General features: G+C 73.4%; 16 protein-coding genes and 1 tRNA gene. 7 read left to right on the top strand and 10 right to left on the bottom strand.

The features are described from left to right. Positions 1–741 (top strand): transposase (locus A4R25_RS23925; RefSeq protein WP_082931115.1); only part of this gene is annotated, 741 nt, incomplete at its 5' end. Between the two features lie 137 nt (positions 742–878). Here A4R25_RS23925 and A4R25_RS23920 read toward each other — a convergent pair. Next, positions 879–968, bottom strand: a tRNA-Ser gene (locus tag A4R25_RS23920). A 96-nt stretch (positions 969–1064) separates the two neighbouring features. On the opposite strand from A4R25_RS23920, the gene A4R25_RS23915 reads away from it, so the two are divergent. Both A4R25_RS23915 and A4R25_RS23910 read left to right on the top strand, forming a co-directional pair. After that, positions 1065–1604 (top strand): AAA family ATPase, encoded by a 540-nt coding sequence (locus tag A4R25_RS23915; RefSeq protein ID WP_043327781.1) that lies wholly within the window; start codon positions 1065–1067, stop codon positions 1602–1604. Positions 1605–1613: 9 nt separating this feature from the next. After that, positions 1614–2588 carry an NAD(P)H-quinone oxidoreductase gene (locus tag A4R25_RS23910; protein ID WP_043327780.1) on the top strand — a complete coding sequence of 325 codons (975 nt, stop codon included), beginning with the start codon at positions 1614–1616 and terminating at the stop codon, positions 2586–2588. Between the two features lie 3 nt (positions 2589–2591). Here A4R25_RS23910 and soxR read toward each other — a convergent pair whose 3' ends face one another. After that, positions 2592–3044 (bottom strand): redox-sensitive transcriptional activator SoxR, encoded by a 453-nt coding sequence (soxR, locus tag A4R25_RS23905; protein ID WP_030499370.1) that lies wholly within the window; start codon positions 3042–3044, stop codon positions 2592–2594. Positions 3045–3090: 46 nt separating this feature from the next. On the opposite strand from soxR, the gene A4R25_RS23900 reads away from it, so the two are divergent. Both A4R25_RS23900 and A4R25_RS23895 read left to right on the top strand, forming a co-directional pair. Beyond that, entirely contained in the window at positions 3091–3774 is a 684-nt protein-coding gene (locus A4R25_RS23900) for a transketolase (RefSeq protein ID WP_064448118.1), read from the top strand. A 14-nt stretch (positions 3775–3788) separates the two neighbouring features. Beyond that, complete coding sequence (locus A4R25_RS23895) at positions 3789–4664, top strand: transketolase family protein (protein WP_064448141.1); 876 nt, start codon at positions 3789–3791, stop codon at positions 4662–4664. 67 nt (positions 4665–4731) lie between these two features. Here the strand turns inward: A4R25_RS23895 and A4R25_RS23890 are convergent, their stop codons facing one another. The 6 genes from A4R25_RS23890 to A4R25_RS23865 all read right to left on the bottom strand — a co-directional run bounded on the left by A4R25_RS23890 (position 4732) and on the right by A4R25_RS23865 (position 10109). Beyond that, positions 4732–5442, bottom strand: a complete 711-nt coding sequence (locus A4R25_RS23890; protein ID WP_043327778.1) for a glycosyltransferase family 2 protein — start codon at positions 5440–5442, stop codon at positions 4732–4734. Between the two features lie 78 nt (positions 5443–5520). Then, positions 5521–6105 (bottom strand): hypothetical protein, encoded by a 585-nt coding sequence (locus A4R25_RS23885; RefSeq protein WP_064448117.1) that lies wholly within the window; start codon positions 6103–6105, stop codon positions 5521–5523. 59 nt (positions 6106–6164) lie between these two features. Beyond that, on the bottom strand, positions 6165–7571 hold the full coding sequence (locus tag A4R25_RS23880) for a sensor histidine kinase KdpD (protein WP_064448116.1): 1407 nt from the start codon (positions 7569–7571) through the stop codon (positions 6165–6167). Further along, the gene (locus A4R25_RS23875; RefSeq protein ID WP_064448115.1) at positions 7564–8247 is read right to left on the bottom strand and encodes a response regulator transcription factor; all 684 of its coding nucleotides are present in this window, start codon (positions 8245–8247) and stop codon (positions 7564–7566) included. The genes A4R25_RS23880 and A4R25_RS23875 overlap by 8 nt, the downstream gene beginning before the upstream one ends. A 68-nt stretch (positions 8248–8315) precedes the next feature. Continuing rightward, positions 8316–8828, bottom strand: a complete 513-nt coding sequence (locus A4R25_RS23870; protein WP_064448114.1) for a hypothetical protein — start codon at positions 8826–8828, stop codon at positions 8316–8318. A 108-nt stretch (positions 8829–8936) separates the two neighbouring features. Next, the gene (locus A4R25_RS23865; protein WP_043327774.1) at positions 8937–10109 is read right to left on the bottom strand and encodes an acetyl-CoA C-acyltransferase; all 1173 of its coding nucleotides are present in this window, start codon (positions 10107–10109) and stop codon (positions 8937–8939) included. Between the two features lie 99 nt (positions 10110–10208). On the opposite strand from A4R25_RS23865, the gene A4R25_RS23860 reads away from it, so the two are divergent. Further along, positions 10209–10643: a PH domain-containing protein gene (locus tag A4R25_RS23860; RefSeq protein ID WP_064448113.1), complete on the top strand. Its 435-nt coding sequence runs from the start codon at positions 10209–10211 to the stop codon at positions 10641–10643. A gap of 3 nt (positions 10644–10646) precedes the next feature. Here A4R25_RS23860 and A4R25_RS23855 read toward each other — a convergent pair whose 3' ends face one another. After that, positions 10647–11588 (bottom strand): rhomboid family intramembrane serine protease, encoded by a 942-nt coding sequence (locus A4R25_RS23855; protein WP_064448112.1) that lies wholly within the window; start codon positions 11586–11588, stop codon positions 10647–10649. 25 nt (positions 11589–11613) lie between these two features. Continuing rightward, on the bottom strand, positions 11614–12144 hold the full coding sequence (locus tag A4R25_RS23850) for a peptidylprolyl isomerase (protein ID WP_030499381.1): 531 nt from the start codon (positions 12142–12144) through the stop codon (positions 11614–11616). 84 nt (positions 12145–12228) lie between these two features. On the opposite strand from A4R25_RS23850, the gene A4R25_RS23845 reads away from it, so the two are divergent. Beyond that, complete coding sequence (locus A4R25_RS23845; protein ID WP_043327772.1) at positions 12229–13068, top strand: hypothetical protein; 840 nt, start codon at positions 12229–12231, stop codon at positions 13066–13068. The last annotated feature ends 5 nt before the right edge of the window (positions 13069–13073 follow it).

Here is a 13073-nt window from a genome sequence, read left to right as displayed (position 1 = left end):
GTCGATCATGACACCGGCTGGCTGGTCTGGGCCTCGCCCGGCAAGAGCGCGGCGACCCTCAACGCGTTCTTCGACCTGCTCGGCGATGAGCGGGCCGCGAAGATCACGCACGTGTCCGCCGACGGCGCGGACTGGATCACCACCGTTATCCGACGGCGCTGCCCGAACGCCGTGCGCTGCGCCGATGCATTCCACGTCGTGGCCTGGGCCACCGACGCCGTGGACAGGGTTCGCCGCCAAGCCTGGAACGAGGCCACCGGCCGTGGCGCCGGCCGTCGCGGCGTCGCCGTCGGCACGGCCCGCCAGTTGAAGAACACCCGCTGGGCGTTATGGAAGAACCCGGAGAACCTCACCGACGCCCAGCAGGCCAAACTCGCCTGGATCGCCAAGACCCACCCCCGCCTGCACCGGGCCTGGGCGTTGAAAGAAGGCCTCCGACTGGTGTTCACCCTGGCCAAGACCAGCCCGACAGCCGCAGTCGAGGCCCTCGACCGATGGATCGGGTGGGCCCGCCGCAGCCGCATCGACATCTTCATCGACCTACAACGACGCGTCACCCGTCACCGCGACCAGATCATCGCCGCCATCACCCATGGCCTGTCCAACGGCCGCATCGAGTCCGTCAACGCCAAGATCCGCCTCATCACCCGCATGGCCTTCGGCTTCCACTCATCCGAAGCCCTCATTGCCATGGCCATGCTCAGCCTCGGCGGCCACCGACCCGAACTACCCCGCCCATGAACACCCGACCCACACATCCGTCACAAGACCCATATTTATGACCGAGAGTCATAAGCCGCAGAGGCGATGGTTACTTCCGGGGCGACACGCCCATGTGTCCGCACGCGCGGCAGACCGAGGCGAGGCGGGGTGGGAGTTGGCGGAGGGTGTGGGATTCGAACCCACGAAGACATCGCTGCCTTACCGGTTTTCAAGACCAGCGCCATCGGCCACTAGGCGAACCCTCCCGGCACGCCCCCGGGGGGTGCGCGACCGGGACCCAGTCTGCCACGAACCCCGTACCGGGCAAGCCGCCGTCCCACCTCCGTTGCGAGAATGTGTGCGTGTGGGAGAGTCCGGCAGTGGTGCTGATCAGCGGAATCATGGCCGCAGGCAAGTCCACAGTGGCCGAAGGGCTGGCCCGGCGGCTGCCCCGCTCGGTGCACCTGCGCGGCGACGTGTTCCGCCGCGTGATCGTCAACGGGCGGGCCGACATGACCGCCGAGCCGAGCGACGAGGCGCTGCGGCAGCTCCGGCTGCGCTACGACCTGGCCGCCTCGACCGCCGACCGGTACGCAGCGGCGGGCTTCACCGTCGTACTCCAGGATGTGGTCCTCGGCGCGGACCTGCCGGCCATGGTCGGCCGGATCCGGCACCGGCCGCTCGCCGTGGTGGTGCTCGCGCCCCGCGCCGAGGTGGTCGCGGCCCGCGAGCGGGACCGGCCCAAGACCGGGTACGGGGACTGGCCGGTGGCGGACCTGGACGCCGGGTTCCGGGCCGACACGCCCCGGATCGGGCTCTGGCTGGACACGTCCGACCAGACGCCGGACGAGACGGTGGCCGAGATCCTCGCCCGCGCGTGGACCGACGGGCAGATCGGGTAAGACTGAGTCATGCGCGCGATCACGATCACGGAACCCGGCGGACCCGAGGCGCTCGTCTGGACCCACGTGCCGGACCCGGAGCCCGGCCCCGGCGAGGTGGTCGTGGAGGTGCGGGCCAGCGCGGTGAACCGGGCCGACCTGTTGCAGCGGCAGGGGCACTACCCGCCGCCGCCGGGCGCGTCCGCGTACCCCGGTCTGGAGTGTTCGGGGACGGTGCGGGCGCTCGGTCCCGGCGTGACCGGCTGGTCGGTGGGTCAGGAGGTCTGCGCGCTGCTCGCCGGCGGCGGCTACGCCGAGCAGGTCGCGGTGCCGGCCGGGCAGTTGCTGCCGGTGCCGGCCGGGGTGGAGCTGGTCGACGCGGCGGCGCTGCCGGAGGTGGCCTGCACGGTCTGGTCGAACGTGGTGGACCTGGCCCGGCTGGCCGAGGGTGACACGCTGCTGGTGCACGGCGGCGGCAGCGGGATCGGCACGTTCGCGATCCAGCTCGGCGTGGCGCTCGGCGCGACAGTGGTGGTGACCGCCCGCTCGGCGAAGCACGACCGGCTGCGGGAGCTGGGCGCCGCGCACACGATCGACTACCGGGAGCAGGACTTCGTGGACGAGGTACGCCGGGTGACCGACGGCCGGGGCGCGGACGTGATCCTGGACATCATGGGCGCGTCCTACCTGCCCCGGAACGTGGCGGCGCTGGCGACCGGCGGGCGGCTCGTGGTGATCGGCATGCAGGGCGGCCGCAAGGGCGAACTCGACCTGGGGATGCTGCTGGCGAAGCGGGCGGCGGTGCACGCGACAGCGCTGCGGTCCCGTCCGGACGAGCAGAAGGCGGCGATCGTCCGGGGCGTACGCGATCAGGTGTGGCCGCTGGTGGAGGCGGGCCGGGTCCGGCCGGTGGTGCACGCCCGGGTGGACATGGCCGACGCCGCCGCCGCGCACCGCCTGGTCGAGACCAACGACCACCTGGGCAAGGTGCTGCTGGTCCGGTGACGGTCAGCCCTGGCCGGGGCGCGGGAGCATGAGGCGCGGGCCGGGGCCCTCGTCGGCGAGCGAGTCGCCGGGGTTGTAGAGCGTGCAGCGCTGCAACGACAGGCAGCCGCAGCCGATGCAGCCGTCCAGGTCGTCGCGGAGCTTGCCGAGCAGCCGGATCCGCTCGTCCAGCCGGTCCCGCCAGGCGCGGGACAGCGCGGCCCAGTCGTCGGGCGTGGGGGTACGCCCCGACGGCAGCGAGTCGAGCGCCGCGCGGATCTCCTCCAGCGAGACACCTACCTGCTGGGAGATCCGGATGAACGCGACCCGGCGCAGCTCGGTGCGGGCGTAGCGGCGCTGGTTCCCGCCGGTGCGGGCGGCGTGGATCAGGCCGAGCCGCTCGTAGTAGCGCAGCGCCGAGGGGGCGACGCCACTGCGGTCGGCGAGCTGTCCGATGGTCAGTGTTGCTTCGTGCATCACACGGCCTTGAGTTGAAGTTCGCTTCAAGTCCGAGGCTATCGGTATGACGACGACCACCGCCACCGAGCTGGGCGCGCTGCTGGACCGGGTGCGCGCCGGCCGCGAGTTCGGCGCCAACGTGTACTCGACGCTGGACGTGCTCCAGGTGCTCTACGACCGGGTGCTCCGGATCACCCCGGCCACCGTGGACGACCCGGACCGGGACCGCTTCCTGCTCTCCAAGGGGCACGCGGTCGCCGGCTACTACGCGCTGCTCGCCGCCCGCGGCTTCGTACCGCCCGAGTGGCTGGACGACCAGGGCGGCCCGGCGAGCCGCCTCGGCGACCACCCGGACCGCACGCTCGTGCCGGGCGTAGAGATCGGTTCCGGTTCGCTCGGCCACGGCCTCGGGCTGGGCGTGGGCACCGCGCTCGGGCTGCGGGCCCAGGGCCGCACCGAACCCCGGGTGTACGTGCTGCTCGGCGACGCCGAACTGGACGAGGGCTCCAACCACGAGGCGATCGCGTACGCGGGCGCGACCGGGCTGGGCAACCTGACCGCGATCGTGCTGGACAACCGCTCGGCCACGTACGGCTGGCCGGGTGGTGCGGCGAGCCGGTTCGCGGTGAACGGGTGGAGCGCCGCCACCGTCGACGGGCGCGACCACGACGCCCTGCACGCCGCCCTCACCGGGCACGACGATCACCGGCCGCACGTCGTCGTCGCGGTCGTCACGGACGGAGAGTGAGCATGAGCAGCACCATGCGGGACGCGTTCGTCACCAGCACCGAGGAGGTGCTCGCCGATCCGCGTACGACAGTCGTGCTCGCCGACATCTCCGCCGCCGCGTTCGAGCCGGCCGCCGCCCGGTACCCGGACCGGGTGATCAACGTGGGCATCCGGGAGCAGTTGATGGTCGGGGTCGCCGGTGGGCTGGCGCTGACCGGGCAGCGGCCGATCGTGCACAGCTACGCCCCGTTCCTGGTCGAGCGGGCGTACGAGCAGATCAAGCTGGACCTCGACCACCAGGGCGTCGGCGCGGTGCTCGTCGGCATCGGCGGCTCGTACGACCGGGCGGAGGCGGGACGCACCCACCTCGGTCCGGCCGACGTGGCGCTGATCGACACGCTCCACGGCTGGACCGTGCACGTGCCGGGGCACCCGGACGAGGTCCGGCCGCTGCTGCGCGACGTCGTGTGCGGGCAGGACTCGGCGTACCTGCGGTTGTCGATCCGGGCCAACGCGCGGGCGTACCCGGAGGCGGGTGACCTGCGGGTGGTGCGCGACGCCGGGCCGGGCGCGGCGCTGCTGGTGGCGGTCGGGCCGGTGCTGGACGCGGCGCTGGCCGCGACCGCCGACCGGGCGGTGACCGTGGCCTACACCCACCGGCCGCGCCCGTTCGACACGGCCGGGCTGCGGGCGCTGGCCGGAACCGAGGTGATGGTGGTCGAGCCGTACCTGGCGGGCACCTCGGCGCGGGTGGTGTCGGAGGCGCTGGCCGACCGGCCGCACCGGCTGCTGTCGCTGGGGGTGGGCCGCGAGGACCTGCGCCGCTACGGCAGCGCCGAGGACCACGAACGCTGGCACGGCCTGGACGCCGCGGGGCTGCGCCGCTCGGTGGACGCGTTCCTCGGCTGAGCGCCCCGGACACGACGCAACCCCGCGGCCTCGGCTCGTGCCGGGATCGCGGGGTTGCGGCGCGGGCTCAGTGCGCGGCGGCGGGAGTGGCCGGGCGGCGGCGGGCGCGCTCGCGGGCCAGGATCCAGATCGCCTCGACGCCGTCCTTCCAGGTGATCTTCTTGCCCTCCTCGCGGCCCCGCGCGCGGTAGCTGATCGGCACCTCGTAGGGGCGAATGCGCTGGCGGAGCAGCTTGCCGGTGACCTCCGCCTCCATGCCGAAGCCCCGGGAGCGGACCTGCAGCGAGCGGTACAGCTCCAGCGGCATCAGCTTGAAGCAGGTCTCCAGGTCGCCGATGTAGGAGTTGTAGAGCACGTTCGCGGCGAGCGTGACGCCCTTGTTGCCCATCACGTACCAGAAGCTGTACGAGCTGTGGCTGCCGAAGGTCCGATTGCCGTAGACGACTGTCGCCCGACCGTCGAGCACCGGCTCCAGCAGACGCGGGATGTCCTGCGGGTCGTACTCGAGGTCGGCGTCGAGGATGACCATGTACTCGCCCTCGGCGCTGTCGACGGCGGTCTTGATGGCCGCGCCCTTGCCGGCGTTGCGCTGGTGGGTGATCACCCGGAGGCGCGCGTCGTCGACCCGGCCCAGAATCTCGCCGGTGCCGTCCCGGCTGCCGTCGTCCACGACGACAAGCTCGATCTCGCACGGGTAGTCGACCGCCAATGCCTGCTTGAGGGCATCCGCGATACGTTCTTCCTCGTTGTAGACCGGCATGAGGATCGAGAGCTTCACGGATTCTCCACGGAGGCGATGTCGGGTCGGGGCATAGCGTAGCCTGGCACATTGCTTCCGTCACGACAGCCCAGGCACCTATTCCTGGCGAATCGGAACCACCACGAGCCGGGCCACGTTCCCGCCGCCGTCCTTCGCTCCGGCCACCGCGACAGTCGTGCCGATCTTGATGTCGTTCGATCGGATCGCGGTCCGGCGCTCGACCACCCGCAGTTTGTCGCCGAACGTCCAGGTCGCTGTGAAACCGTCGGTGGATTTCACGGTCATCGACCGTTCGTCGATCGCGGTCACCTCGCCGCGCTGGACCGCCACCGTCCTGGTGCCGCCGTCCCTGGTCCGCACCACCGCCTCGCCGTGCAGCGTGTTGCGCCGCAGCAGCACCCGGGCCCGGTGGCGCTTGTTCCCCTCCGCCCGCTCGCCCTTGCCGTCCGGCCCGGCCTGCGGCGTACCGGTGGACGCCGGTGCGGCTACCGGTTCGACGTCCAGGTCACCGGCGTCGAGGCCGAGCGCGGCGAGCGCCTGGCCCTCCACGCCCATGGCGGCGCTCACCTCGACCGCCCGGTCGGGTTCCGCGCCGGGCCGGCTCGCGCCGCACCCGGCGAGTCCGAGCGCGGCGGCGGCGAGCAGCGCGGTGGCGCCGGTGGCGATTCGCTGACGTGCCATCTGTGGTCCTTTCCTCGCGGTGACGACCCCGAGCGTTCCGCACCGACACGAGGGAACGGTCAAGCCGATGTTCGAGCCCGGTAAGGATCCGGGGGCACCACGACGGTGAAGGCGGCCCCGCCCTCCGGGGCGTGCCCGGCGGTGATGTCGCCGCCGAGCCGGCGGACCAGCCCGGCGGCCAGCGCCAGGCCCAGACCGCTGCCCACCTTGCGCACCCCCCGGTACCGCTGGTGCAGCGCGCCCCGCTCGAACGCCACGTCCAGGTCGTCGTCGGTGAGGCCGGGTCCGCCGTCCCGGACCTCCAGCGTCCCACCGCCCGCCGGACCGGCGGCCCGGACCGCGAGCACCACCGGCGCCCCCGGCGGTACGACCCGCAGCGCGTTCTCCAGCAGCCCGTCCACCACCTGCCGGATCCGGCCCGGATCGGTGTACGCCGGCACCGGCGCGTCCGGCGTCTCCAGCCGGAACGGCACCCCGAGCGCCGCGCACCGGCCGGACCAGGCGCGCTCCGCGTCGGCGGCGAGCCGGGTCAGGTCGACCGGCACCGGTTCCAGCGGGAAGTCGACCGCCTCCAACCGGGCCAGCGCCAGCAGGTCGCGGACCAGCCGGTCCAGGTGTTCGGCCTCGGCGAGCACGGTCCGGCCGGTCTCCGGCACCCCGTCGGCCTCGATCACCCCGTCGGCCAGCGCCTCGGCGTAGCCACGGATCGCGGTCAGCGGGGTCCGCAACTCGTGCGAGACGGAGAGCAGGAACTCGCGCTGCCGACCCTCGCTCGTGGCCAGCGCGGCGGCGAGGCCGTTGAGCGCGTACGCCAGGTCGGCCACCTCGTCGGGCGGCTCGACCGGCACCCGGACCGTCCGGTCCCCGGCCCGGAGCCGCGCGGCGGCGGTGGCGGCGGTACGGATCGGCCGGGCCAGCCGGCGGGCGAGCAGCAGTCCGGCGGCCGCCCCGGCGGCGAGTCCGGCGAGCAGCGGCAGCCAGAGGCCGCGCAGCACCTGCCGCCAGGGCGCGGCGCTGCGGGCGCGGGTCAGCACCACCCCGTCCCCGCCGGGCAGCGCCCGCGCCTCGACCAGCCGGCGTTCCCCGTCGACGAGCCGCCGGCCGGAGACGTTGTCGCCGCCGGCCACCCGTGTCACGAGCGGTCGGGGCAGGCCCGGCCGGTCGGCCTGCCCGTCCCGGATCAGGTACACCTCGATCCGCTGCTGACCCAGTTGGCGGATGAGCCGGTCCCCGGCGCCGTCGCGCTGGCGTACCGCCCGCACCCGGAGCACGTCGGCGGCGAGCCGGGCCTGGGCGGCCAGCGCCTCCTGGTCCCGGCGCTCCGCGCCGCGTACCGCCAGGGGCACCGCCACCAGCGCGGTGACGAGCACCGACACGAGCGCCACCGCGCAGGTGGCCACTACCGCGCGGGCGGTGAGCGTCCGCCCGGGGCGGCGCGGCATCGGTCCGGGCGGCTGCTCAGGCATCGGCGGCGTACCCGACGCCCCGGTGGGTGCGGATCACGCTGTCCGGGCCGAGTTTGGCCCGGACCTGCGCCACGTGCACGTCGACGGTCCGGGTGCCGGCGTGCGCCGCGTACCCCCACACGCCGGCCAGCAGTTCCTCCCTGGTGAACACCCGGCCCGGACGGGCCATCAGGTGCGCGAGCAGGTCGAACTCGGTGGAGGTGAGCTGCACCGGCGTACCGGCGGCGGTCACCGTGCGGCGGGCCGGGTCGAGCGTGACGGCGCCGAGCGTGCGGGGCTGCTCGGCGGACACGCCGGACGTGCGGCGCAGCACCGCCCGCAGCCGGGCGAGCAGCTCGCGCGGGCTGAACGGCTTGGTGACGTAGTCGTCGGCGCCCAGTTCCAGCCCGACGACGCGGTCCACCTCGTCGTCGCGGGCGGTGAGGAAGATGACCGGCGTCCAGTCGCCGGCCGCGCGCAGCCGACGGCAGATCTCGGTGCCGGCCAGGCCGGGCAGCGCGATGTCGAGCACGCAGGCCACCGGGCGCAGCCGCCGCGCGGCGGCCAGCCCGGCCTCGCCGTCACGTTCCAGGTGTACGCCGAACCCGTCCCGGGTCAGGTAGAGCCGGACCAGGTCGGCGATGGCGGGCTCGTCCTCCACCACGAGGACGAGCCCGGGCGGGGCGGCGGTGGTCACCGGCCCATGATGACCGACGGTCGACCGCCCGGCCGGTCAGGAAATGTTCGGATCCGGTAAGGAAGGCGTCAGCGGGCCGGCGCCGGCCGGAGCACTGTGGGCCGGGCGCTCGCCGGCGGCTCGCCGATCGTGGCGACGACCCGCTCGGCCGGAGCCCGCAGCCGGGTACGGAAGGCGTGGTTGAGCAGCGTGTCGAGCTGCCACACCTGCTTCGGGTGGTGGGTACGGATGACGAAACGCTCCCGCGCCCCGTCGATGGCGGTCGCTGCCAGCTCCACACTGTGCGCACGGGGGTCGGGGCTCCACGTCACGTTGCTCAGCTCGCGCAGCTCCGTGTTGAGGTGCAGGCGCAGCCGGTGCAGCACCCGGGTCTGCCGGGTGACCACCAGGCGGCGGTGGGTGAGCAGCATCAGGTAGTCGCCGCCGACCGGGTCGTCCGGGCGGCTGCACCGGGTGACCAGGATGGTGGCGTCGCCGGAGCCGACGCACCGGCGGAACACCGGCATGTGCCGGGTGACGGTCTGGGTCGCCAGGCCGGTCTCGGCGGCGGCCGGAAGGAACGTTCGCGAGAACACGTCCATGCCCGGTCCAACGACGCGATGACCAGGGGTGATATGGGTCACGCCCGATTTCTGGAACTTCCACACGTGCAAGTCGCACCTGCGGTGCGACACCGGCGGCCGGTCGGATCAGAGCAGCTCGACGATGGTGGCGTTGGCCATCCCGCCGCCCTCGCACATGGTCTGCAGGCCGTAGCGGATGCCGTTGTCCCGCATGTGCTGGAGCATCGTGGTCATGATCCGCGCGCCGGACCCGCCGAGCGGGTGACCGAGCGCGATCGCCCCGCCCCGGGGGTTGAGCCGCTCCGGGTCCGCCTCGGTCTCGGCCAGCCAGGCCAGCGGCACCGGGGCGAACGCCTCGTTCACCTCGTACACGCCGATCTCCTCGATGCCCAGCCCCGCGCGGCGCAGCGCCTTCGCGGTGGCCGGGATGGGCGCGGTGAGCATGGTGACCGGGTCGTCGGCGGCGACCACTGCGGTGTGCACCCGGGCCAGCGGGCGCAGGCCGTGCCGGCTGGCCCACTCGGCGGTGGTGACCGCGAGCGCGGCGGCGCCGTCGGAGATCTGCGACGCGGAACCGGCGGTGACCACGCCGTCGGCGCGGAACGGGGTGGCCAGCTCGCCCAGCTTGGCCAGCGAGGTGTCGCGGCGGATGCCCTCGTCGGCGGAGAACTTGCCGCCGTCGGCGAGCGCCACCGGCGCCAGCTCGGCCTCGAACGCGCCGGCGTCCTGCGCGGCTGCCGCCTTCTCGTGGCTGGCCAGCGCGAACTCGTCCAGCTGGGTACGCGAGAAGCGCCAACGCTGGGCGATCAGCTCGGCCCCGACGCCCTGGTTGAACGGCAGCGGAGAATCCGCCGCGACGCCCTCGACACCCCGGTAGCGCTCCAGGATCGCCGCGCTGAACGGCATCCCGCCGGCGACGCTGGACCCCATCGGCACCCGGGTCATCGACTCGACGCCACCGGCCACCACCAGGTCGGCCTGGCCGGAGAGCACAGTGGCGGCGGCGAAGTGCAGCGCCTGCTGGCTCGACCCGCACTGGCGGTCGAGCGTGGTGCCCGGGACGGACTCCGGCCAGCCGGCGGCCAGCACCGCGTTGCGGGCCACGTTCCAGGACTGCTCGCCGACCTGCGACACACAGCCCCAGATCACGTCGTCGACCAGACCGGGGTCGATGCCGGTGCGCTCGGCGAGCGCACGCAGCACGTGCGCCGAGAGGTCGACCGGGTGCACTCCGGCGAGGCTGCCCTTGCGCCGCCCGACCGGGGTCCGTACCGCGCCGACGATGACCGCGTCACTCATGTCTACTCCCGGGTAACCTCGCTTGCCCCGATAGTACGTGCTGACCGGACCGGCCGTCCTCCCCCGGCGTGCGGACGGCACGGCTGGCATGCTGGTCGGATGGATCCACAGTCGCCACCGGTCCGGCAGTGGCGGGTGCCCCGGGAGGCGCCGGTGCTCAAGGCGCTCGGCGCGCTCGCGCTGCTGGCCCTGGGGCTGCTCTTCGCCGGCGGTGACCCGGTCCGCCCGGGGCTGGCCGGGCTGGCCGCGGCCGGCCTGCTCCTCTGGGCGCTGCGCGACGTGGTCGCGCCGGTCCGCCTCGCCGTCGACAGGGACGGGCTGACGGTGCTGCGGGGGTTCGCCGGGCGACGCCGGCTGCCGTGGGACTCGGTCGAGGCGATCCGCCTGGAGCGGCGCGCCCGGCGCGGAATCACCGCCGAGACGCTGGAGATCGACGCCGGGGAGTCGCTGCACCTGTTCGGCCACCGCGACCTGGACGCGCCGCTGGACGAGGTGGCGGCGGCGCTGGACGAGGCCCGCCCCGCCGCGGGCTGAGGCTCAGCCGAGCAGGGCGGCGGTACGGACCAGGGTCAGGCCGATCATCGCGACCAGCACGATCGCGCAGCCCGCCACCTGGAATGCGGTCCGGCGTGACCGGGGGGCGTACGCCAGGATCAGCGACACCACCGCGCCGGCTGCCAGACCGCCGAGGTGCCCGGCCACCGAGATGCTCGGCACGGTGAACGTGAAGATCAGGTTGATCACCAGGATCGGGACGATCGCCGAGGTGTCCCGGCCCAGCCGCCGCATGATCACGAAGATCGCGGCGAACAGGCCGAAGACGGCGGTCGAGGCACCGGCCGTGAAGCGGTTCGGCTCGGTGAAGACGTACGCCGCGACGTTGCCGCCCAGCCCGGCGAGCAGGTAGAGCGCCAGGAAGCGCAGCGGCCCGAGCACCGCCTCCAGCGTCCGGCCGAGCACCCAGAGCGCCCACATGTTCAGCAGCAGGTGCAGCACGCCGTAGTGCAGGAACATGGCGGTGACCAGCCGGTACCACTCGCCGTCGGCCACCCCGCCGATGTGCCCGTCGGGGAAGCGCGCCAGCCCGAGCACCGAACCCCATTCGGTGAGCGGTGTCCCGCTGCCCATCAGGCCGCCCAGGCCACCGCCGGCCACCGCGTTGCCGCTGCGGGCCGAGGCGATGGAGACCAGCATCATCAGCACGTTCAGCGCGATCAGCGCCTTCGTGACGTTGCCCTGGCGGCCGGCGGCACCGCCACCGAAGGCGGTACGCGCCGGCCGCACGCTGCGGCGTCCCTCGGCGACACACTCCGGGCACTGGTGGCCGACGGAGGCGTCCCGCATGCACTCGGTGCAGATCGGCCGGTCGCATCGAGAGCAGCGGATGTACGTCTCCCGGCCGGGGTGCCGGTAGCAGACCGGAGTGGTCGGCACCGGGTCCCCGGTGGTGTCGCCGGGCTGGCCGGAGCGCTCAGTCATGCGAGCAAAGGTACCCGCGTGTCGCTCAGGCCTGCTTGTGCTCGATCTCGACCCGCTCGATCACCACGTCCTGCAGCGGCCGGTCGCTCGGGCCGGTCGGGGTGTTGGCGATCGAGTCGACGACCTTGGCGGACTGCTCGTCGGCGACCTGGCCGAAGATGGTGTGCCGGTTGTTCAGGTGTGGCGTGGGCGACACCGTGATGAAGAACTGCGAGCCGTTGGTGCCCGGCCCGGCGTTCGCCATGGCCAGCAGGTACGGCCGGTCGAAGCGCAGCTCGGGGTGGAACTCGTCGCCGAACTTGTAGCCCGGGCCACCGCGTCCGGTGCCGGTCGGGTCGCCCATCTGAATCATGAAACCGCTGATCACGCGGTGCGAGACGGTGCCGTCGTAGTACGGCCCGCTGCCCGGCTGACCGGTACGCGGGTCGATGTACTCCCGGGTGCCCTCGGCCAGCTCCACGAAGTTGCGGACGGTCTTCGGCGCGTGGTTCGGGAAGAGCTCCAGCCGGATCGGGCCGGCGTTGGTGTGCAAGGTGGCGTAGACAGCCTCGGCCACGGGTACTCCTCACTCGTTGGTCAGTTCCTTGCGGATCCTCCCATGTGCCCGATCTGGCCATGCGGAGGCATCCGAAGGTGGAGGATGACGAAGGAACAACTCCCAGGAGGTGGGACCGTGTTTGGAATCGGGCGGCGAAAGACCCAGGGCCAGCTCGCCAAGGTGGAGCTGAACCAGGGCATCGGTCACCTGAGGCAAGCCGCGACGCACGCGGCGAAGGGTGCCGGCGCCACTGTCGGCCCGCGGGTCCAGGCAGCCCGGGGCGCCGTCGCGCCGACCGCGGTCATGGTCCGGGACCGGGCGTCCAGCGGGTTCGCGTCGACCGCCGCGGCGCTCGCGCCGGTGCTGCTGGCCGTGCGCAACGCCCGGGTCGAGGCCGCCGGTAAGGCGTCGGGCGGCCGCAAGGCGATGGCCGCGAAGCAGTCCGCGATGACGAAGAAGGCGAAGAGCATGAAGGCCGGAAAGAAGAAGCAGCGCAGGTCGCGGGGCATGACCGCGGGCCTGCTGGTGGCCGGCACCGTCGCCGGCCTGGCCGGGGCGATGGCCATGCGCCGCCGCCGCGAGCAGCAGGAGTGGGCCGAGTACGACCCGACCGGCACGCTCGGCACGACGGGCACGCTCGGCGCGACCGGCCGGGACAAGCTGGAGCCGATGCGGGAGGACGTGGACACGATCGTGGTGGAGACCCCGGACGCGAGCGCGAAGGTGACGCAGGCCGGCCCGACCGGCGCCGGCTCCTCGGCCGTGGCCAAGGGCAGCAGCGCGTCGACCGCCACCTCCGGCAGCCAGCCGGTGATCCACCCGAACGACCAGGTCCCCGCCGTCGCCGAGGGCGCCCGGGACGTCTCCGGCCGTCCGGCCGACGACATCACCAAGGCCGTGCAGGCCGGTAAGAACGCCGCGAAGGCCGGCGGTCGCCGCTGACCTCG

It is taken from the genome of Micromonospora sp. NBRC 110037 (genome assembly GCF_001652995.1).
Classification (GTDB): Bacteria; Actinomycetota; Actinomycetes; order Mycobacteriales; family Micromonosporaceae; genus Micromonospora; species Micromonospora chalcea.
The sequence above is the reverse complement of the archived record's forward strand: the minus strand, read 5'-3'. Positions and strand labels throughout refer to the sequence as shown.